General features: G+C 70.1%; 17 protein-coding genes. 7 read left to right on the top strand and 10 right to left on the bottom strand.

Features of this window, described 5'->3' with window-relative positions; all coding sequences use genetic code 11:
• Nucleotides 1-19: 19 nt before the first annotated feature.
• The 7 genes from MELE44368_RS25160 to proB all read left to right on the top strand — a co-directional run bounded on the left by MELE44368_RS25160 (nt 20) and on the right by proB (nt 7,321).
• A complete protein-coding gene (locus MELE44368_RS25160) occupies nt 20-358 on the top strand; it encodes a DUF4233 domain-containing protein (RefSeq protein ID WP_128111035.1) in 339 nt (112 codons plus the stop codon).
• 10 nt (nt 359-368) lie between these two features.
• Nucleotides 369-779 (top strand): nucleoside-diphosphate kinase, encoded by a 411-nt coding sequence (gene ndk / locus MELE44368_RS25155; RefSeq protein ID WP_128110954.1) that lies wholly within the window; start codon nt 369-371, stop codon nt 777-779.
• Nucleotides 780-1,085: 306 nt separating this feature from the next.
• Nucleotides 1,086-3,881, top strand: a complete 2,796-nt coding sequence (locus MELE44368_RS25150; RefSeq protein WP_241566762.1) for a ribonuclease E — start codon at nt 1,086-1,088, stop codon at nt 3,879-3,881.
• A 175-nt stretch (nt 3,882-4,056) separates the two neighbouring features.
• Nucleotides 4,057-4,380, top strand: coding sequence for a 50S ribosomal protein L21 (rplU, locus tag MELE44368_RS25145; RefSeq protein ID WP_128110952.1), 324 nt, complete (start codon nt 4,057-4,059; stop codon nt 4,378-4,380).
• Nucleotides 4,381-4,425: 45 nt separating this feature from the next.
• Entirely contained in the window at nt 4,426-4,689 is a 264-nt protein-coding gene (rpmA, locus tag MELE44368_RS25140; protein WP_046754772.1) for a 50S ribosomal protein L27, read from the top strand.
• Between the two features lie 89 nt (nt 4,690-4,778).
• Entirely contained in the window at nt 4,779-6,224 is a 1,446-nt protein-coding gene (obgE, locus tag MELE44368_RS25135) for a GTPase ObgE (RefSeq protein ID WP_128110951.1), read from the top strand.
• Complete coding sequence (gene proB / locus MELE44368_RS25130) at nt 6,221-7,321, top strand: glutamate 5-kinase (protein WP_128110950.1); 1,101 nt, start codon at nt 6,221-6,223, stop codon at nt 7,319-7,321. Before obgE ends, proB begins: the two co-directional genes overlap by 4 nt.
• Before the next feature lie 15 nt (nt 7,322-7,336).
• On the opposite strand, the gene MELE44368_RS25125 is transcribed toward proB, so the two are convergent.
• From MELE44368_RS25125 to MELE44368_RS25080, 10 genes are all read right to left on the bottom strand, one after another.
• Entirely contained in the window at nt 7,337-8,179 is an 843-nt protein-coding gene (locus MELE44368_RS25125) for an NAD-dependent protein deacetylase (protein WP_128110949.1), read from the bottom strand.
• 129 nt (nt 8,180-8,308) lie between these two features.
• Nucleotides 8,309-8,980 (bottom strand): TetR/AcrR family transcriptional regulator, encoded by a 672-nt coding sequence (locus MELE44368_RS25120; RefSeq protein ID WP_164890225.1) that lies wholly within the window; start codon nt 8,978-8,980, stop codon nt 8,309-8,311.
• Nucleotides 8,981-9,039: 59 nt separating this feature from the next.
• Nucleotides 9,040-10,530 carry a high affinity choline transporter 1 gene (locus MELE44368_RS25115; protein ID WP_128110948.1) on the bottom strand — a complete coding sequence of 497 codons (1,491 nt, stop codon included), beginning with the start codon at nt 10,528-10,530 and terminating at the stop codon, nt 9,040-9,042.
• A gap of 67 nt (nt 10,531-10,597) precedes the next feature.
• Nucleotides 10,598-11,635 carry an isopenicillin N synthase family dioxygenase gene (locus MELE44368_RS25110; protein ID WP_128110947.1) on the bottom strand — a complete coding sequence of 346 codons (1,038 nt, stop codon included), beginning with the start codon at nt 11,633-11,635 and terminating at the stop codon, nt 10,598-10,600.
• 8 nt (nt 11,636-11,643) lie between these two features.
• On the bottom strand, nt 11,644-14,133 hold the full coding sequence (gene atzF / locus MELE44368_RS25105; RefSeq protein WP_128110946.1) for an allophanate hydrolase: 2,490 nt from the start codon (nt 14,131-14,133) through the stop codon (nt 11,644-11,646).
• Complete coding sequence (uca, locus tag MELE44368_RS25100) at nt 14,130-17,747, bottom strand: urea carboxylase (protein ID WP_128110945.1); 3,618 nt, start codon at nt 17,745-17,747, stop codon at nt 14,130-14,132. The genes atzF and uca overlap by 4 nt, the downstream gene beginning before the upstream one ends.
• The gene (locus MELE44368_RS25095; protein ID WP_128110944.1) at nt 17,744-18,403 is read right to left on the bottom strand and encodes an urea amidolyase associated protein UAAP2; all 660 of its coding nucleotides are present in this window, start codon (nt 18,401-18,403) and stop codon (nt 17,744-17,746) included. Before MELE44368_RS25095 ends, uca begins: the two co-directional genes overlap by 4 nt.
• Nucleotides 18,400-19,275 carry an urea amidolyase associated protein UAAP1 gene (locus MELE44368_RS25090; protein WP_128110943.1) on the bottom strand — a complete coding sequence of 292 codons (876 nt, stop codon included), beginning with the start codon at nt 19,273-19,275 and terminating at the stop codon, nt 18,400-18,402. Before MELE44368_RS25090 ends, MELE44368_RS25095 begins: the two co-directional genes overlap by 4 nt.
• Nucleotides 19,276-19,440: 165 nt before the next feature.
• Nucleotides 19,441-20,985 carry an adenylate/guanylate cyclase domain-containing protein gene (locus MELE44368_RS25085; protein WP_128110942.1) on the bottom strand — a complete coding sequence of 515 codons (1,545 nt, stop codon included), beginning with the start codon at nt 20,983-20,985 and terminating at the stop codon, nt 19,441-19,443.
• Nucleotides 20,986-21,037: 52 nt separating this feature from the next.
• Nucleotides 21,038-21,577, bottom strand: coding sequence for a cysteine hydrolase family protein (locus tag MELE44368_RS25080; protein ID WP_128110941.1), 540 nt, complete (start codon nt 21,575-21,577; stop codon nt 21,038-21,040).
• Nucleotides 21,578-21,600: the final 23 nt, after the last annotated feature.

The following is a 21,600-nucleotide window of genomic DNA, read 5'->3' as shown; positions in this document are numbered from 1 at the left end:
GAGGAGCTTTCGCGGCGTCATGGCCGGCACGCTGATCCTGGAGGCCATCGTCGTGCTGCTGGCGCTGCCGGTGGTGGCACACATCGGCGGCGGGCTCACCACGGCCAGCGGCGGCTACCTCATCGGGTTCGCGGTGCTGCTGGTGCTGTTGTGCGGGCTGCAGGGCCGGTCGTGGGCGATCTGGCTGAACGTGGCGGTGCAGCTGGTGTTCATCGCCGGGTTCGCCGTCCACGTCGCGATCGGGCTGATCGGGGTGGTCTTCCTGGTGGTTTGGCTGGTGATCGCCTACCTGCGCGCCGAGGTGCTGCGCCGGCAGAAACGCGGGCTCTTGCCCGGGCAGCAGCAGCCGCCCGACTAGGCTGTCGGCCGTGACTGAGCGGACCCTCGTGTTGATCAAGCCCGACGGCGTCAAACGGCGCCTGATCGGAGAAGTACTCAGCAGAATCGAGCGCAAGGGCCTGACGATCGCGGCCCTGGAGCTCAAGGACGTCAGCGACGACCTTGCCCGCAGGCACTACGCCGAACACGAGGACAAGCCGTTCTTCGGTTCGCTGCTGGAGTTCATCACCTCGGGCCCCGTGGTGGCGGCCGTCGTCGAGGGCCCACGGGCGATCGCGGCGTTCCGCCAGATCGCCGGCGGCACCGATCCGGTGGAGAAGGCCGCGCCCGGCACGATCCGCGGCGACCTGGCCCTGGTCACCCAGGACAACATCGTGCACGGCTCGGATTCCCCGGAGTCGGCCGCCCGCGAGATCGCGCTCTGGTTCCCCGGCAGCTGACTCCGGATATTGCCTGCTCGTGCGGCATGGTCGGGCAGGGCGGCGTGATGTGGGATACTGGCCTCGGGTGACTGGCCTGAAGTGGGGCTGGACACCCGAATGAAGACTTAGACGTGCGCGACCATCGCCACGCGCGGTGCGGCGCCGACCGTCCAGCCATCATTCGCAATAGGCGCCGGGATGGTTCCACAGGGAACCGCTCGGGGCGAGACCATAACAAGCTCGGGACCGTGTACCGAGCCAATAGCGGAAGCCCTCGTGTGGCCGCGTCCAACGGGACGCGCCCGGGGGCTTGGAGGAGACTACGTGGCCGACAGTGACCATTCTCAAGCCCCGACTGAAGACCTTTCAGAACAGACATCGCCCACTGAAGACTCTCAGCCCGACAAGCTGAGTGTCGATTCGTTGGCTCGGGAGCTGGGCACCACCAGCGAGCGGGTGCTCGAGGTGCTGACCGACCTCGACGGCAGACCGCGAGACCCGCAGTCCGTCGTCGAGGAAGACGAAGCCCAGCGGGTGCGTGACGCGCTCGCCGAAACCCCCGACGGCGACGAACAGCCGGCCGTGCAGACCGAGCCGGAGACCCGGTCCGAGCAGCCCGAGGCGGAAACCCGGCCCCAGACCCCCGAACCCGCCGACTACCTGCCACTGTTCGTCGCGCCGCAGCCGGTGACCGTCGAGTACAGCTCCGACGACGAGGACGACGACGGCGACGACGGGACGGACTCCGACGACGACCAGTTCGAGCGGCCGTCCGGTCGGCGCAGGCGCCGCGGCCGCCGCGGGCGGGGACGGGGCCGCGGCGAGCAGAGCGGTGACGACGACTCCGACGACACCGACAGCCAGGGCAGCGACTCCGACGACGACTCCGAGGACTCGGACGAGGACACCAGCGACGACGACAACACCGGCACCGAGGGCGCCACCCGGCGCCGTCGCCGCCGCCGTCGGCGCAAGTCCGGCTCCGGTGACGACACCGACACGGCCCTGTCGCCCGATGACCCGCCCAACACCGTCGTGCACGAACGTGAGCCGCGGAAGGCCACCAAGTCGTCCACGTCGAGCGGTGACGGCGAAATCCAGGGCATCAACGGATCGACCCGGCTGGAGGCCAAGCGGCAGCGCCGCCGCGACGGCCGCGACGCCGGCCGGCGCAGGCCGCCGATCCTCAGCGAGGCCGAGTTCCTGGCCCGCCGCGAGTCCGTCGAACGCATGATGGTGGTGCGCGACAAGGTGCGCACCGAACCGCCGCACGAGGGCTCCCGCTACACGCAGATCGCCGTGCTCGAGGACGGCGTCGTCGTCGAACACTTCGTCACCTCGGCCGCGTCGGCATCGCTGGTCGGCAACATCTACCTCGGCATCGTGCAGAACGTGCTGCCGTCGATGGAGGCGGCGTTCGTCGACATCGGCCGCGGCCGTAACGGCGTGCTCTACGCCGGCGAGGTCAACTGGGAGGCCGCCGGCCTGGGCGGGCAGAACCGCAAGATCGAGCAGGCCCTCAAGCCCGGCGACTACGTCGTCGTGCAGGTCAGCAAGGATCCCGTCGGCCACAAGGGCGCCCGCCTGACCACCCAGGTGTCGCTGGCCGGGCGCTACCTGGTCTACGTGCCGGGCGCGTCGTCCACCGGGATCAGCCGCAAGCTGCCCGACACCGAACGGCAGCGGCTCAAGGAGATCCTGCGCGAGGTGGTGCCGTCCGACGCGGGCGTGATCATCCGTACCGCCTCGGAGGGCGTCAAGGAAGACGACATCCGCGCCGACGTCGAGCGCCTGCAGAAGCGCTGGGCCGAGATCGAGGCCAAGGCCGCCGAGATCACCGAAAAGAAGGCCGGGGCGGCCGTCGCGCTCTACGAAGAGCCCGACGTGCTGGTCAAGGTCATCCGCGACCTGTTCAACGAGGACTTCACCGGGCTGATCGTCTCCGGCGACGACGCGTGGAAGACCATCACCGAGTACGTGAATGCTGTTGCGCCGGAGCTACTTCCGCGGATGACGAAGTACGAGCCCCCGGTGTCTTCCGAGGGCGAGCCGGGCCCGGACGTGTTCGCCGTCCATCGCATCGACGAACAGCTGACCAAGGCGATGGACCGCAAGGTGTGGCTGCCCTCGGGCGGCACGCTGGTCATCGACCGCACCGAGGCGATGACGGTGATCGACGTCAACACCGGCAAGTTCACCGGCTCGGGCGGCAACCTCGAACAGACCGTCACCCGCAACAACCTGGAGGCCGCCGAGGAGATCGTGCGCCAATTGCGGTTGCGCGACATCGGCGGCATCGTGGTCATCGACTTCATCGACATGGTGCTCGAGTCCAATCGCGACCTGGTGCTGCGACGGTTGACCGAGGCGCTGGCCCGTGACCGCACCCGGCACCAGGTTTCCGAGGTCACCTCGCTGGGCCTGGTGCAGTTGACGCGGAAACGGCTGGGCACGGGGCTGATCGAGGCGTTCTCCACGTCGTGCCCGCACTGCGCCGGACGGGGCATCATCCTGCACACCGATCCGATCGACTCGACGTCGGGGAACGGACGGAAGTCCGAAGGGGGCCGTCGGGGCAGGCGCGGCAAGCGGGGCGGCAAGTCCGACGACGTCGCGGTCGCCAAGGTGCCTGCTCATGCCGCCGAGCATCCGATGTTCAAGGCGATGGCGGCATCGACGTCCCGCCAGGACGACGAGGCCGAGGACGAGGAGAAGAAGCCCGCCGAGGAGGTCGCCGAGGCCGACACCGAAGGCATCCGGGAGGCGGTTTCCTCGTCGGCGGACGAAGACCTGGACGACGACGACTCGTATGAGCCGGACGAGGATGAGGACGACGAGTCCGACGAGGACGAGATCGATCTGGATGACGACGACGACGAGGACGACCTCGACGACGACATCGAGGTCATCGACGACGACTCGGACGAGGACTCGGACGACGATTCGGACGTGGACGACTCGGACCTGGACGATTCGGACCTGGACGATTCCGACGAGGAGGACGAAGAGGACGAGGACGACTCCGCGGTGGCCGCGCCGGTTGCGGTGACCCGGCCGGGCGGCCGGCACCGCCGTCGCGCCGCGGCGCGACCTGCGGGCCCGCCCAGCCACGGCCGCTGAGCAGCCCCGGAGCCGATGCCGTGACCTGCGGTGATTTGACCCTCAAGGTTCTGCTCAAGTAGCCTTGAGCAGTTGTCGCCAGGCCGTGGCCGGCGATCGTGGAAGACCCGGAAACCCAGACCCGCACAGTCGCGAGTAGCGCTGTGTCAAGAAACGACGTAGGAGCACGAGCAAGATGGCAGCCGATAAGGCCACGTACGCAATCGTCAAGACGGGCGGCAAGCAGTACAAAGTCGCCGTCGGAGACGTGGTCAAGGTCGAGAAGCTCGACAGCGAACCCGGCTCCAAGGTGTCGCTGCCCGTGGCCCTCGTCGTCGACGGAGCGAAGGTCACCACAGACGCCAAGGCCCTGGAGAAGGTCGCCGTCACCGGCGAGGTGCTCGAGCACCGCAAGGGCCCCAAGATCCGCATCCACAAGTTCAAGAACAAGACCGGTTACCACAAGCGTCAGGGTCACCGTCAGCAACTGACGGTCCTGAAGGTCACCGGCATCGCGTGATGAGCCGTCAGGCGAAGAACAGACAGCAGAGGCGAGGGCAATCTCATGGCACATAAGAAGGGCGCTTCCAGCTCACGCAACGGTCGCGACTCCGCAGCCCAGCGGCTTGGCGTCAAGCGATTCGGCGGCCAGATCGTCAAGGCCGGCGAGATCCTCGTCCGCCAGCGCGGCACCCATTTCCATCCCGGCGTGAACGTCGGTCGTGGTGGCGACGACACGCTGTTCGCCACGGCTCCCGGTGCCGTGGAATTCGGCACCAAGCGCGGCCGCAAGACCGTCAGCGTCGTGCGACCGTCCGCGGAGGCCTGACTCCGCCGTCGAAATCGACGTTTGGGCGTTAGGCACACTCGCACTTTCGCGCCCCAAACGTCCCTTTCGGCGAAGGAGAGGAGTATCCGATGGCCCGGTTTGTCGACCGCGTGGTGATTCACGCGCGGGCCGGCAACGGCGGCAACGGCTGCGCCTCGGTCCATCGCGAGAAATTCAAACCGCTCGGCGGCCCCGACGGCGGCAACGGCGGGCGGGGCGGCAGCGTCGTGCTGGTCGTCGACCCGCAGGTGCACACGCTGCTCGACTTCCACTTCCACCCGCACGTCGTCGCGCCTTCGGGCAAGCCGGGGGCGGGCGGCCACCGCGACGGCGCCGCGGGTGCCGACCTGGAAGTCAAGGTGCCCGACGGCACCGTCGTGCTCGACGAGAACGGCAATCTGCTCGCCGACCTGGTCGGCGCAGGCACCCGGTTCGTGGCCGCCGCCGGCGGCCGCGGTGGGCTGGGCAACGCCGCGCTGGCCTCGCGGGCCCGCAAGGCGCCCGGTTTCGCGCTGCTCGGCGAGAAGGGTGAGGCGCGCGACCTCACGCTGGAACTCAAGATCGTCGCCGACGTCGGGTTGGTCGGGTTTCCGTCGGCGGGCAAGTCGTCGCTGGTGTCGGTGATCTCGGCGGCCAAACCCAAGATCGCCGACTACCCGTTCACCACGCTGGCGCCCAACCTCGGCGTCGTGTCCGCCGGTGAGCACACCTTCACCGTCGCCGACGTGCCCGGCCTCATCCCCGGCGCGTCGGAGGGCCGCGGCCTGGGCCTGGACTTCCTGCGCCACATCGAGCGCTGCGCGGTGCTGGTGCACGTGGTCGACTGCGCGACGATGGAACCCGGCCGCGACCCGATCTCCGACATCGAAGCGCTCGAGGCCGAACTCGCCGCCTACCAGCCGACGTTGCGGGGCGACTCGACGCTCGGGGATCTGACCGAACGCCCGAGAGCGGTGGTGCTCAACAAGATCGATGTCCCGGAAGCGCGGGAGCTGGCCGAGTTCGTCCGCGACGAAATCGCCCAGCGGTTCGGTTGGCCGACCTTCGCGGTGTCCACCGTCACCCGAGAGGGCTTGCGGCCGTTGATTTTCGCGCTGGCCGAGATGGTGGCGCAGTATCGCGAGTCGCAGCCGCCACCCGTCGCGCGTCGGCCCGTCATCCGGCCCGTGCCGGTGGACGAGACCGGCTTCACCGTCGAACCCGACGGCCACGGTGGCTTCATTGTGCGCGGTGTGCGGCCCGAAAGATGGGTTAACCAAACGAATTTCGACAATGACGAGGCGGTCGGCTATCTGGCTGACCGGTTGGCGCGGCTCGGCGTCGAGGAGGAGCTGCTTCGGCTCGGCGCGCGGCCCGGCTGCGCGGTGACCATCGGGGACGTGACCTTCGACTGGGAACCGCAGACCCCCGCCGGCGTCGACGTGCCGCTGTCCGGGCGTGGCACCGACGCGAGACTTGAGCAGACCGAGCGGGTTTCGGCGGCCGAGCGCAAGGCGGCCCGCCGCGAGCGTCGCCGCGGAAGCGGTGAACCGTGAGCGCCCACCGCGACGCCATCCGAACCGCCCGCAGCGTCGTCGTCAAGATCGGCACCACCGCGCTGACCACACCGGCCGGGGTGTTCGACCCGAGCCGGTTGGCGACCCTGGCCGAGGCGATCGAGGCGCGCATGAAGGCCGGCTCGGACGTGGTGATCGTGTCGTCGGGCGCGATCGCCGCCGGTATCGAGCCGCTCAAGCTGTCCAAGCGCCCCACGGATCTGGCCACCAAGCAGGCCGCCGCCAGCGTGGGGCAGGTGGCGCTGGTCAACGCGTGGAGCACGGCCTTCGCCCGCTACCAACGCACCGTCGGTCAGGTGCTGTTGACCGCGCACGACATCTCGATGCGCGTGCAGCACACCAACGCCCAGCGCACACTGGACCGGCTGCGGGCGCTGCACGCCGTGGCGATCGTCAACGAGAACGACACCGTGGCCACCAACGAGATCCGGTTCGGCGACAACGACCGGCTCTCGGCGCTGGTGGCTCACCTGGTCGGCGCCGACGCGCTGGTGCTGCTGTCCGACATCGACGGCCTCTACGACGCGGATCCGCGCAAGGGCAAGGCGCGCTTCATCCCCGAGGTGTCCGGCCCCGAGGATCTCGACGGTGTGGTGGCCGGCCGCGGCTCTCACCTGGGCACCGGCGGGATGGCGTCGAAGCTGTCATCGGCGCTGCTGGCCGCGGACGCCGGCGTTCCGGTGCTGCTGGCCGCGGCGTCCGACGCCGCCACCGCGCTGGCCGACGCGTCGGTCGGCACCGTCTTCGCCGCGCGGCCCCAACGGATGTCGGCGCGCAAGTTCTGGGTGCGCTACGCGGCGGAGGCGTCTGGGTCGTTGACGCTGGACGACGGCGCCGTACGGGCGGTGGTGCGGCAACGCCGGTCCCTGCTGCCGGCCGGCATCACGGCGCTGTCCGGCCGCTTCTATGGCGGCGATGTCGTGGAGTTGCGTGCGCAGGACGCCACGATGGTGGCGCGCGGCGTGGTGGCCTACGACCACACCGAGCTGGAGACCATGCTGGGCCGGTCGACATCGGACCTGCCCGCCGACATGCGCAGGCCCGCGGTGCACGCCGACGATCTGGTCGCCGTCTAGGCGATTTCGGCGCGGCTATGCCCCTACAGCGTCCGTTTGCGCGCCCAACTCACACACCAGCAGGGCCAACATCTCCGAGCAGCCGCTGTCGACCTTGACCGTGGCAAGCGCGTCGCCGCGCGTCGGCCCGCGGTTGATGATCGCGACCGGCATCCCGGCGGCCGCCGCGTGCCGGACGAACCGGTAACCGGAGTACACCGTCAGCGACGACCCCGCCACCAACAGCGCGTCGGCGGCATCGACGACCGAATATGCCTCTGTCACACGCTCTTTGGGCACGTTCTCGCCGAAGTAGACGATGTCGGGCTTGAGCATGCCGCCGCATCGCCCGCAGTCGACGACGCGAAACGACGCGGTGTCGTCGACCACCGCGTCGGCGTCCGGTGCCACGGCGATACCACCGACCGCCTCGGCGCGCCGCGCGAATCCCGGGTTGGCTTCCTCCAACAGGTCGGCGAGCGCCGCGCGCGACATGCGGTGGCCGCAGCCCAGGCAGATCACCTCGGCGTAGCTGCCGTGCAGGTTGACCACCGCGCGACTGCCCGCCTTGGTGTGCAACAGGTCGACGTTCTGGGTGATCAGCCCGCACACGACGCCGGCCCGCTCGAGCCGGGCCAGCGCGCGGTGACCGGCGTTGGGCGCGGTGGTGTCCATGTGCCGCCAGCCGAGGTGGTTGCGCGCCCAGTACCGCTGCCGAAACGCCGGGTCGGAGGTGAACTGCCGAATCGTCATCGGATTGCTCGGCGGCGAGTCCGGTCCGCGGTAGTCCGGGATACCCGAGTCGGTCGATATCCCCGCGCCGGTCAGCACGGCGACACGCCTGCCGCGCAGCACATCGACCAGTTCCGGGGCGTCCACGGTGTCGAGGGTACGGCTCAGCTCATCAACGCCTGCGGCGATGCGCGGCCCGGCCCCGCGCCGAGATCGACGTCTCGGCGGGATTTACTCGCACTTTCCCGCCCGTCTGTCCCTTTGGCGGAAAAACGATCAGCCGACCTCATCGGTGACGGCTCGCGAGGCCGCGCGCAGCGCGGGCCAGTCCCCGCGCCAGCCCAGCACATGCAACGCCATGTCGGCGGTGCGCTGCGGCTGATCCGGTTCGCCCAACCCGTCGGCACGCAGGTTCGGCAGCGACTCGACGAGCCGGAACACCACATCCTCGTCGGCGCCGACGTCGAACTCGTCGTCACACCGCTGCCGGCCGTCGAGCACACGATGCACCAGCGTGCGGTACGCCTGGCGCAACTGGCTTCGCTGCCGGTGGAATTCGTCGAACCGCGGGGCACGGACCTCGGGCAGCAGGTAGAGGATGCCGAGGTTCCACGGGCTGTCCCACAGCAGTCGGCCGTCGAGGTAGGTCAACGCGTGCAGCAGCACCGCGGCCGGCTCCTGCCGGTCCAGCAGTCGCTGCGCGGCGGCCAACGACGACGCGACGGTGCCGTGCAGCAGCGCCGCCAGGATGTCGTCCTTGGTGCGGAAATGGTGGTACAGCGACGCCTGCCGGATGCCGACGGCCTCGGCGATCTGGCGCGTCGACGTCGCCGCCACCCCCAACGTGGTGAACAACTCCGCCGCGGCGTCCAGCACCTCGTCGCGGGCGGTGTCGCCCGGCCGCTTGCGCCCCTCGAGTCGGGGACGGCCGCCCCCGGTGGTGTGCACGCGTCGATCCTGCCAGCCGGACAGGCTCGACGCGTGCGCAACCACGGTGATCGCCGGGGTCAGGGCCGGGCCGCCGTGAGGGTGGCCGGTTCCGCCTCGACCGCGGTCTCCGGCTCGTCCGGGGCGGCCGGGGGCGTGGTCATCAGCGCCACCACCACGTAGGCCACCAGGGACGTGGCCCCGGCCAGCAGGGTGGACCAGCCGTCGACCGCCGTCGACACCCACTCGTTGGGGAAGTACAGCAGCGTGTTGTCGACGCCGTAGATGGTCGGGGTGAGCACGAAATACGTCAACCGCACCGTGCCGCCCACCACGATCGCCGCCGTCGCCGCCGCGGCTCCGCCCCGCGACCAGTACAGCCCGAGGATGAACGGCACGACCAGGCTGGCCAGCAGCAGGTCGAACGACAAGGTGAGCAGGATCCCGGTCTGCGGAACCCGCAGCGCCACAACGGCTGCCAGCGCCGCCATCGGCAGGGTCCACCAGCGGGTGGCCCGCAGGATCCGCCGGGTCATCACGATGGCTTGCTCATCGATGCGGAACACGTTGCGCACCATCACCGATGCCGTCGACAGCAGGATCCCGCTGACAGTCGTCAGAGTCGCCGCCAACAGGCCGGAGATGACGATGATCGCCAGCCACGTCGGCGCGAACTGGCCCAGCAGCGTGTAGAGGATCGGGCCGTCGCCGGCGGCGTCGCCGACGATGCCGACCGCCGCGAGCGCGACGAACGACAACGGAATGCACAGCACCAGAATGCCTGCGGCAGCGGTGAAGCAGGCCTGCTGCGCAGCGCCGGGGCTGCGCGCCGAGAAAACGCGTTGCATCAGGTCGATCGCGACCAGGTTGCCCAGCGCCAACGCGATGATGGTGGCCCAGTTGATCACCGCGCCGGACTCTGCGGAGGTGAGTTGGGCGAAATCGCCGGCGCCCAGACCCTCCGGCGCGCTGAACCCGTGTGTGGTCGCCACCCAGATCACCAGTGAGAACACCGCGACGACGTTGACGATCACCTGGGCGACACCGGTGTAGACGCTGGCGAACATGCCGCCGGTGATGGTGTAGAGCAGCGCCAGTGGGACGGTGATCATGATGCCGAGGGTGTAGGAGACGCCGAGGAAGCGTTCCAGCAGAAAGCCCAGCGCGACCAGGTTGCCGGCCAACAGGATCGCGAAGCTGCCAACGGTCAGACACGACGACACCGTTTCGATGCCGCGGCCGAAGCGGTTGCGGAAGTACTCCGGCAGCGTCACCACGTTGGTGGCGCGCAACCGTTTCGCGAAGAACAAGCCCATCAGAAACAGGCACAGCGCCAACCCGATCGGCAGCGCCGCGCCGGCCCAGAAGCCGAAGGTCGCGGACAGGTCGGCGTTGCCGATGGTGGCGTTGGAATCGACGGGTTGGGCGATGAGCACCGCGGCGACCAGGACCGCGGGTAGCGTGCGCCCGGCGACCAGATAATTGGCGGTGTCACCGCGCACCCGCCGCGCGGAGACCACTCCGCTGACGGTGAGGACGAGCAGGAAGAGGGCAACGCCGGTGATGATCATGGCGGAACTCCAAACTACGGTGGGATGGGTGGGGAGTTCCGGCGCCGTTGCCGGAGGGGTGGGTTTGTCAGTGGGATAAGTTGCTGCTGAGTGGTTTTCGTCCGAAGCTGGCGAGCGGGCGGGCGTCGTCGGGCAGGTTCACCTCCCCTCGAGCCAGGCGCTCTTGCAGATAGCGGAAGCTCTGCGCGGTCTGGGCGAACAGGTGCTCTCCGGCGATCACGGGCGACATCGCCGGTTGGTCGTCGCGCACGAACGCGGGCAGGGGCGCGACCACGGTGTCGTAGTCGACATTGGCGAACAGCGGGAACGAGTACCGCTCTTCGGCGACCTTGCGGACCCGGTGGGTGGTGGCGACATACTCGCCGTTGGTCCAGATCTCCAGCAGGTCACCGATGTTGACGACGAATGCGTCGTCGATGAGCGGCACGTCGATCCACTCGCCGGCCGCGTTGAGGACCTCCAGGCCCGGCGCGGTCGGCCGCAGCAACGTGAAGCACTCGTAGTCGGTGTGGGCGCCGATGCCGGGTCGGTCGGCGGCGTCGGGATCGTAGGGGTAATGCAGCAGGCGCAGCTGCGACGGCGGTGCGGTCACGTGCCGCTCGAAGCGGTCCGCGGGCTCGCCGAGCGCGACGGCGAACGCCCGCAGCAGCGCCCGAGAGAGCGCGAAAACCGCGTCGTACCAGGCGGTGACGGCCGCGCGGAAGCCCGTCAGCCGGGGCCACTGGTTGGGCCCGAGCAGGGGATGGCCGGCCAGATAGCGGGGGTCGTCGGCGGGCAGCTCGAACGACACGTCGAACGCCTCCTTGGTGTCGTAGCTGCCCTCGGCGAAGATCTCCTCACCCGGCGGCACGTAGCCTCGGTGGTTGCCCGACCGGCCGATGTACACCCGGCGTTTCTCCTCGTCCGACAGGGCAAAGAACGCGCGGGTGCGGTCGAGCAGGGCGGCGAACAACGCCGGATCCACGCCGTGGCCGACGATCTGCGCGAAACCGACCCGCCGGGCGGCATCACCAAGGGCGTGCACCGTGTCGCGATAGCCGGATCCGGTCTCGTCGAAGAGTGCGGCGATGTCGAGCACCGGCACGTCGGTGAATGTCGTTGTCACAGCGAGTCCTAACGGGCCAGCAACTGGTCGGAGTGATGTCGTGCCACGGCCCACCGTTGCCGCACCGGCCGGCCGTCGGGGTCGCGGGCGCCGACGCTGACCGCGTCGTCGGTCAGCCCGGGTCTCAGGTCGTCACCGACCCGGAACGGCAAGGTGGAACGGGTGATTCGCCAGCGGCCGCCGTCTACGGTGCCCAGCGAGATCTCCAGGTCCAGCAGTGCCCGGGCGCGGGGCAGGCCCGCGGCGGCGACGGCGTCGCGCAGCGCGGTCCCGGATGGGATCACCACGTCGGGTGCGCGGCCGCGCACATAGCCGAATCGGTGACCGACACGCAGCAACATGCCGCGTCGCCCGCCGGGGTCATGCAGCGACAACTCCACATGCGTCACATCGGGTGCGGGTGGGGCCGAAACCCAGTCCTCGTGATAGTCGCGCCCGACGCCGGTTTCGACGAGGACGCCATCGGCGAGGTGCAGCCGACCCCGATCGGGCAGCGGTTCGGCCGGATGCAGATCGACCGCGCGCGTCCAGGTCCACTCGCCGCCGTCATCGACCAGGTGCCCGGCGAACGCTTCGACGGCGCACAGCATATGCAGGTCGGCGCGGGTGAGCCCGCTCAGCGACCGGGCCGCGATCCGCGCCATGTCGGCCGGGATGCGAAGGTCGACGTAGAGGTCGTCGCCCTGCAGCCACTCGCCGTCGGTGGCGGTGTCGAGGGCATGTCCGGGCACCGCGAGCGCCGTGCGACGCCAGCAGCGGCGCACCACGTCCGAACGGGTCGCCGCGACGCCCGCGGTGACCCGGCGCAGGTAGCCCGGCCAGTCGCCGTGATGGCTGATGTCCTCGCCGTCCTGCCAGGCCTGCAGGGTGCAGCCAAACCCGACGGCCGCGGTGCCGTCGGACAGGCTTACCGGCCCCAGCGACATGGGCGCGGGCAGTGCGGCCAGGAAGTCACCAAGCATCGCGGTGCCGATCAGCCACAGCTCGCCGTGTATCTGCATGCCGCCGTCGTCCATCCGGACAAGCCCCGGTTTGGGTGGGTCGGTGTTCAAACGCGCCAGCCGGTAGGCGGGGGCGGTCGCGGTGGGGCCGCACCACCGTGCGCCGCGCTGCTCGAGCTGGTGCGCCAGCGGATGTCCGCGCAGATGGGCACCGACGACGAAGAGGCGGGTGGTCGCTACGCCCGCGCGTGCGGGCCACGGAACCGTCGGCGCCGCGACACGCGGTGTGCAGACCAGCCGCGCCACGTCGACAGCGAGCGCGTCGGCGCAAGCGCGGGCCAGCACCGTCACGCCGAACTGCGCTCCGTCAGGGGCGGTTCCGCACGGGACGGAGACCCCGCACAGGTCCATCAGGTTGCAGAAGTTGGTGTAGGTCCCGAGCCGGGAGTTCACCCCGACGGGGTCGGCGTTCACCTCGGCGATGGTGGGGTGGTCGGTGGTGGTGGGAACCAACAGGGCGTGGCAGTCCCCGAGCTCGGCCAGCGCGGCCGCGGTCAGGTCGGCCAGCGTGACCCGGTCGCGCAGCAGCGCGGTCGCGGGCAGGGCGCCCGCGGCGGTGATGATCCCTCCCACCGTCGGGTCCACGGCCTGGTCGCCGATCCGCAGGTGCTCGCCGACGAACGCCCCGACGGCTTCGTGGCGTTCGGCGACCAGCGCGCCGTCATAGAGCAGGCGCGCCGCGCGCAGAAACGGAGTGAGGTCGATCTCGACGAGCCGCACACCGTTGTGCGCCAAGCGTTCACAGGCTTGGCGGAAGGGCGCTCGCCACTGCGGCGCCAGCTCGGGCAGCTCGCGTGGCACCGCCACCCTGATGTCCGGGGGTGCGGCCAGCGGTGCGTCGGGCGGAAACTCGCGGCCGCCGCCTGCCAGCACACCCATCGCGGTGTCGGCGGTGGCGAGGTCGCGGGCGAACACGGTGACGCAGTCGTAGGACCGGCAGGCCGGCACCACACCCTCGGTCGACACCACCCCGATCGTGGGTTTGATGCCGACGATGCCCTGCAGCGCGGCGGGAACCCGCCCGGAGCCCGCGGTGTCGGTGCCCAGCGCGACGTCCACCAGGCCCAGCGCCACCGCGACGGCGGAGCCCGAACTCGAACCGCCGGAGATGTATTCGGGGCGGCGGGCGTCGCGGACCGCGCCGTAGGGGCTTCGGGTGCCGACCAGCCCGGTAGCGAACTGGTCGAGGTTGGTCGCGCCGATCACCACCGCCCCGGCCTCACGCAGCCGCGCCACCGCCGGGGCGTCGGCGACCGCGGGGCCTGCGGCGAACGTTGGGCAGCCCGCCGTGGTCGGGATGCCGGCGACATCGATGTTGTTCTTCACCGCCGCCACCAGCCCGGCCAGCGGCAGCGCCGCCCCGGCGCGCGCGGGCGCGTCGATCGCCGCCGCATCGGCCAGCGCGTCGGTCAAGGGGCGCAACGCGATCCAGATCTCCGGGCGGTCGGCGTCGTCGATCGCGGCGTAGGCGGCACGCACCCGCTCGACGGCGCTCATCGACGATCCTCGGGGCCGACGACGACGAGCGGCGCGCCGCCGTCGACGAGATGGCCTGCGGAGACCAGGATCTTGGTCACCACCCCGTCGGACGGGGCGCGCAGCACCGTCTCCATCTTCATCGCCTCCAGCGCCAGCAGCGGCTGCCCCGCCACCACGCGCTGGCCGACGGCGACGTCGATCTTCCACACGCTCGACGAGAACGGCGCGTCGACGCGCTGCTCACCGTCGTCGAGCACCAGCTCCTCGACGGGTAGCGCGGCCAAGTGGGAGGCGGCGCGCTCGGCGCGGTCGAATTCGCCTGCGGCCGCCCACGCCGCGCGCTCGGCGGCGAACGCGTCGGCCTGCCTGGCCCGGAACGCCGCGATGGAATCGGCGTGGTCGGACAAGAACCGCTCGTGTTCGGCCAGCGAGAACGTGCCGTCGGTGATGTCGAGCGTGCCCCGGCCCGCCGCGATGTCGGCGCGCAGGTCCAACAGCTCCTCGGCCGACACCGGATACCACGAGATCCGGTCGAAAAACCTCAACAGCCAAGGATTCTCGGAGTCGAACGCGCCGCGGTGCCGGTGGCTGCTCCACACCTGGGTGGTGCGGCCGACGAACTGGTATCCGCCGGGGCCCTCCATGCCGTAGATGCACAGATACGCCCCGCCGATGCCCACGGAGTTCTCCGCCGTCCAGGTGCGTGCCGGGTTGTACTTGGTGGTGACCAGGCGGTGGCGCGGGTCCAGCGGCGTGGCCACCGGCGCGCCGAGGTAGACGTCGCCGAGGCCGAGGGTGAGGTACTGCGCGTCGAACACGATATCGCGGACCTCGTCGTGGCTCGCCAATCCGTTGATGCGCCGGATGAATTCGATGTTCGACGGGCACCATGGCGCGTCGTCGCGCACCCCCGAGGTGTAGCGGGCGATCGCTTCGCGGGTGGCGGGGTCGTCCCAGGACAGCGGCAGGCGCACCAGCCGGCTGGGCACCACGAGTTGCGACGCCGCGGGCAGGTCGTCCTCGATCTCGGCCAGCAGGGCGAGCAGCTTCGGGATCGGCAGCACGTCGGGGTCGACGTGCACCTGCAGCGAGCGAATGCCGGGGGTGATGTCGAGAATCCCGTCGGTGCTGCCGTCGAGGCGGGTGTGCAGCGCGTGCACCCGGGCGCGCAGCGCGAGATCCAGCACGATGTCGCCGTATTCGACGAGGACGTTGTCGTCGCCGCTGCGGCGGTAGGTCACCGTCAGGGCCCCGTCGACGCCGTCGCGCCGCGCCAGCACCCCGTTGTCACCGTCGCCACCGGCGCGGGACACCAGCGCGGTGGCGGCGCCGCGGGCGATGCCGAGTTCGCGCCGCGACGGCGCATGCGACGCGCGCACCGGCACGAACCGCACCGTGTCGCCGGGCCGCAGCTGACCCAGTTTCCAGCGGTCGGCCGTGACTACCGTGACCGGACACACGAAACCGCCCAGACTGGGGCCATCCGGCCCGAGCAGGATCGGGGTGTCGCCGGTGAAGTCCAGCGCGCCCACGGAGTAGGCGTTGTCGTGGATGTTCGACGGGTGCAGGCCCGCTTCACCACCGTCCGGCCGCGCCCATGCCGGCTTGGGGCCCTCCAGGCGGACTCCGGTGCGCGCCGAGTTGAAGTGCACCCGGTAGGACGCCTCGAACAAGGTGTCCATGTCGGCACGGGTGAAGAACTCCGGTGCGCCGTGCGGGCCCTCGGTGACGGCGAGCTCCCACGCGCCGGTGAGCGCGGGACGCACCTCCGGCGGCACCGGTCCCGCTCCGGGACGCGCGGCGGCGTCGGGATCGGCGGCCTTGGTGCGCAACACATCTCCGGCGATCAGCTCGCGGCCGGCGTGGCCGCCGAAGCGGCCGAGGGTGAAGGTGGCGGCGCTGCCCAGATAGGTCGGCACGTCGAGCCCGCCCGCGAACAGCACGTAGGTGCGCAGCCCCACCGCGGCCTCACCGATGTCGAGCAGGGCCCCGGCGGGCACCTCGACGGGTTCCCACATCGGCGCCGGAGCGCCGTCGACGGTGACCAGACACTCCGCGCCGGTGACACACACCCGCGTCGGGCGGGTGAACCGCAGCGCCGGCCCGGACGCCGTGCATTCCAGGCCCGCCGCGTCCTCGTCGTTGCCCAGGGCGCGGTTGCCCAGCCGGAACGACAGGTCGTCCATCGGCCCGCTCGGCGGCACCCCGACCTGCCACAGCCCGATCCGGCCGGGCACGTCCTGCACGGTCGTCATCAGGCCCGGCCGCTCGAGGGTGATCCGCGGCCGGGGGTCGGTGATCGTGGCGAGCGTCGCGGTGCTGTGCCGGGCTGCCCTGACGGCGTCGTGATCGGTTGCCGCACACAGCAGTCCGAGGTTGGTCTCGATGCCGTACATCCGGGTGTCTGCCACCGCGGCGCCGAGGCGGTTCCACGCGTCATCACGGTCGGCGCCGACGGTGACGACCTTGGCCAGCAGCGGATCGTAGGCCGCGGTGACCTCGGTGCCGTCCGACACCCAGGTGTCCACGCGCACGTCGGCGGGAAATCGGACGGTGCTGAGCGTGCCCACGCTCGGGCGGTGGTCGTGGTTGGGCTCCTCGGCGTAGATGCGCGCCTCCACGGCATGGCCGGTGACCGGCACCACCGCGTCGGGGTAGTCGTCGAACATCGTGGTGTCGCCCAGCGCCAGGCGCAGCATCCAAGCGGCCAGATCCACCCCGGTGACCGCCTCGGTGACCGGATGCTCGACCTGCAGGCGCGCGTTGACCTCCAGAAACGACGCCTCCCGGCGGAGCGGGTCGTAGACGAACTCGACGGTGCCCGCCGACCGGTAGCCCACCGCGGCCGCCAGTGCCCGCGACGAGGCGTGCAGGCGCTCGCGCACCTCGTCGGGCAGCGCCGGGGCGGGCGCCTCCTCGACGACCTTCTGGTGCCTGCGCTGCAGCGAACAGTCGCGGTCGCCCAGCGACACCACGCGTCCGGCGCCGTCGCCGAAGATCTGGACCTCGACGTGGCGGGCGTTCTCGACGTAGCGCTCGACGAACACGCCCGTCGCGGCGAAGTTGCGCTCGGCCTGCGCGGTGACCGATTGATAGGCCGCGCGCAGGTCGTCGGCGTGGCGGCAGACCCGCATACCGATGCCGCCGCCCCCGCCGGTGGCCTTGAGCATCACCGGATAGCCGATCCGTTCTGCGCTTGCGAGCGCGGCGCCGAGGTCGTCGAGCAGACCCGAGCCCGCGAACACCGGCACCCCGGCGGCTTCGGCGGCGGCGCGCGCGGTGTGCTTGGTGCCGAACCGGCGCAGCTGCTCCGGGCTCGGCCCGGCAAACGCCAGCCCCGCGGTTTCCACGGCAGCGGCGAAATCGGCGTCCTCGGAAAGGAACCCGTAGCCCGGGTGGATCACCGTGGCGCCGGTCGACGCGGCCGCGGCCAGGATCGCACCGGCGCGCAGGTAGCTCTCGCGCGGTGGTGGCGGGCCGATCCGCACCGCGTCGTCGGCCAACGCGACATGCGGTGCGCCGCGGTCGGCGTCGGAGAACACCGCGACGGTGCGCAGCCCGAGCGAGCGGGCGGCGCGGATCAGCCGCACGGCGATCTCGCCCCGGTTCGCGATCAGCACCGTGGCGGTCACCCGCTGCCCTCCGGGCGGGTGACGATCATGCGGACGGGAGTGGGGTCAAAGGCGTTGCACGGGTTGTTGATCTGCGGGCAGTTCGACACCAGCACCAGCGTGTCGATATCGGCCCGCACGGCCACCCGCTCGCCCGGCGCGGACAGTCCGTCGACGATGCCCAGTGCGCCGTCGGGGTCGACCGGAACGTTCATGAACCAGTTGATGTTGGAGGCCAGGTCACGCGCGGTCAGCCCCCACCGGGAGCCCTCGAGCAGGAAGTTCTCCATGCAGCCGTGCTGGGCGCGGGTGTGCTGTCCGTAGCGCAGCGTGTTGGACTCCTTCGAGCACGCGCCGCCCAGCGTGTCGTGCGCCCCGACCTCGTCGGCGACGACGGTCATCAACGCATCACCGGTGTCGGCGCGCAGCACCGAGCCGGTGGTCAACGTGATCTGGCCTTGGCGCCGAACGGTTTCCGGCGCGGAGTACCGGATACCGGTGTCGGCGGCCGAGTACAGCAGGCAGTCCACGGCCTGATTGCCCGCCAGGTCGACGATTGTCAGGACGTCGCCGGCGGCGATTACCGCCGACCACGGGGAGCGTGCGGGCACGACCTCATCCAGGACGACGGTTCCTGGGACCAGAGGTGCGATGTTCGGAGCGGAAGTGGTTGTCACAACTGTCCTCTCGCGATGAGATCGGCGTCGGTGTTGCTGAGGGCCTGGCGGTGTTCGGGATTCAGCGGCCCCACCAGTTGATTCGCGGCGAGCCGGTCCAGGTCCGCGGCGGCCGGCCACGCGTGCACCAGCAGCGGGGAGCAGGTGAACGTCGGCCGGGGATCGAGCGGGTGGGCGGTGTTGGCCAGCAACACGATCGCGTCGACGTGTAGCAGCAGGTCCACCGCCGTCCCGGCGCCCGCCGAACCCAGCCAGCGGAAGGTGCCGTCGGGCTGCACGCGTACGCCCTTGAAGAACGACACCGACGGCGGCAGGTCACGGCGGTCCAGTCCGTGCTTGAGGGCGGCCAAGGTGAACAGTTCGCGTCCGGCGGGCGACGGCGACTCCGGTGATGCGGCACCGTAACGCGTCAGATTGCCTGCACGCGTGGTGGTTCCGGTCAGCGCGTCATGCGCGCCCGAGGTATCGGCGACGACGGTGGCCAGCACCCGCCCGAAGCCGCTGAGCAGCGGATGGCCGACGCCGAGGTAGGCCTGCCAGGGCACCTTGACGGTGTCGGCGACGTTGAGCCGTTCGTGCGGGGCATCCGCGCGGTGCAACAGCAGGTGGGCGCAGGCGTCGCCGTCCTTGTCGGTCAGCCGGATCCGGGTGCCACGGGACAGAACGGCGGTGGTATATCCGCCCGGCGCAACGGTTTCCGACCACGTCAGGCACTCCGCTGCCACGTCGGGTGGCGTCGTGGGCGACGTGGACGCCGGAATGTGGCGCATGAACTCGGCGGTTCGGCCGTGTTGTGCCCGGGCGTGCGCTCGGGCACCGGACGTGGTGGCGGTGTCGGACGGCTGGGCTGGTGAGCTGTCGGTGCGAACCATCGACTCTCCGGCGGGTAGGGGACTTTCTGTCGATCGACAGTTTTCGCGGCCGCCGCGCGGAGATGGTTGCGGTGAGGTAACCGATGCCGTTCGTTCGGTTAACAGTGTGCGACGAAGGTTTCTGTCAGATGACAGAAACCTCTCGGTCCTGCCAGCTGAACCGTCTCAGTGAATCTGCGAGCGCCCATGGGCGAGGCGGGCCACTCCGCGCAGGATCCACGGTGTGTGCCTGGCCATCGTGGCCACGGCGCGGTCCGAGCGGCGCATGCCGGTCCGTGGACCTGGAGTAGGTGCGGATATCAGCTGTGCCTCCATCGATTCGGTCCGCGCGCCGCGGCGATCCACCGCCAACAGTTGCCATGCGCCGGGCACGCCCCGCAACTCGACGGAGCCGCGATCGTCGAACTCGGTGCCCGAGCCGACGACGAGATCACATACGGTGCGCGAGACGAGGATCTCCCCGCTGCCCGCCTTGTCGACGATCCGCGCCGCGATGTGCACAGCGATACCGCCGATGCCGGTTTCCAGCAGTTCGCACTCGCCGGTGTGGATTCCGGCGCGAATCTCGATACCCAAGGTTTCCGCCTCGGCGCGTAAGGTCTCGGCGCACCGGATCGCAAGCGTCGGGCCCTCGAAGGTGATCAAGTGGCCGTCGCCCGTACTTTCCACCACCGTGCCCCCGAACCGGTGTGCGACGTCAGCGGTGATCTCGTCGAATCGGTGCAGCACCGCACGCCACCGCTCGTCGCCCATCGCCGCGGCGTGTCGTGTCGATGCGACGATGTCGGTGAACAGCACGCTGCGCAGCGCACGACGCGCCGGAGAGGGCGCGGCATGGCTGCCGGTGAGGAACTCCTCGACCTCGGTCAGGATCGTGTCGGGATCGGCGAGCCAGGGCGCGTGGTCGTTGCCGTCGACTTCGAGCATTCGCGCACCGGGGATGTGGTCGGCGATGTAGCGGCCGCACTGCACCGGAACGACTTCTTCTCGGGCATGGATGACCAGGGTGGGTGCGGTGATGGCCGGCAGGACCGGCCGCGCGTCGATCCGGAACCCGGCTTCGAGGACCGCGCGCGCCATCCCCGGGCTGGCGCTCATCCGTTCCACCATCGCGAGCAGGCGGACGGAGCGCACCGACGGCAGTAGAGCCTTGGCCGCCGCGCCGCTGCCCCATGCTGTGAGGACGGCGCGCCAAAAAGCCTGCAAGCCGGCGGTCTGCTGCACCGAGGGTGTGTAGCGCTCATCGAGCTCGCCCAGCAAGCGGTCCCGCAGCTCGGCCGGATCGCGTTCCAAGTCAGCCCAGCCGTCGACGTAGGCGTACGCGAAGGTGCCGGTGAGAATCAGCGCCCGCGTTCGCTGCGGTCGTGTCGCCGCGAAGAGGATGGAGGCCGGGCCGCCCTCGCTCGTCCCGAAAAGCACGGCCCTTTGGAAGCCGACGGCGTCCATGACGGCCTCGATCTCGGACACCCGCTCCTCCAGCGTGCGGACTTTGGGCACCGGGTCCGACAGGCCCGCCCCGGCCTTATCGAAGAGAAGGACGCGACAGAACGTGGCGAGGCGCTCGAAGAAGGCCACGAATTCGGGCACGGTCCAATACAACTCGACGTGGCTGGCGAACGATCCGGCGAAGACCAGCTCGATAGGTCCGTCGCCGAAGACCTGATACGCCAGGTTGAGGTCGCCGCAGGATGCGTACGCCGTTTCCGGCACGTTTGAAGTGTACTGCTGCCCGACGTCAGCCGTAGCTTCTCGCCTTTTCCCGTCAGCCCAGGCAATCGGCCGCGGAAATGATGTCGGCGCTCATGTTGCTGCGCATCATGGTCAGCGCCGCGTCGCTGAGTTCCGGGTCGATGTGGGCGACCGCATCCGGCGGGACGACGACCGGGAAGTGCCGGACATAGGCATCCAGCGCGGTGTAGAGGATGCATTGCTCGGTGACCTGACCGGTGAGGATCACCCGTTTGGGCTCCAGCTGCCCCAGCAGGTAGGCCAGCGATGTGGCGTAGAAGGCGCTGTGGCGCACCTTGGTCATCAACCGGCAACCCTTGGGGGGCACGATCGGTTTCACCAACTCCGGTCGTTCACCATCGAGCGCGGCATTCACGATGTCGTCGAATTGTGCGCTGAAATCGCCGTAGTTGTCGTTGACATAGATCAGCTCGACGTCGTCGCGCTCGCGCGCCTCGGCGACCAGCTGCGCCAGCGGATCGATGATCTCGGCGACGTGGGGGGCCAGCTTCTCGGCATCGGGATGCCGGTAGGTGTTCATCATGTCGATGACCAGCACAGCGGTGTCACTCATGGGCTTCTGCATACCCCGTTCTG

The sequence above is a fragment of the Mycolicibacterium elephantis DSM 44368 genome, from assembly GCF_004014805.1.
Lineage (GTDB): Bacteria > Actinomycetota > Actinomycetes > Mycobacteriales > Mycobacteriaceae > Mycobacterium > Mycobacterium elephantis.
The sequence above is the reverse complement of the archived record's forward strand: the minus strand, read 5'-3'. Positions and strand labels throughout refer to the sequence as shown.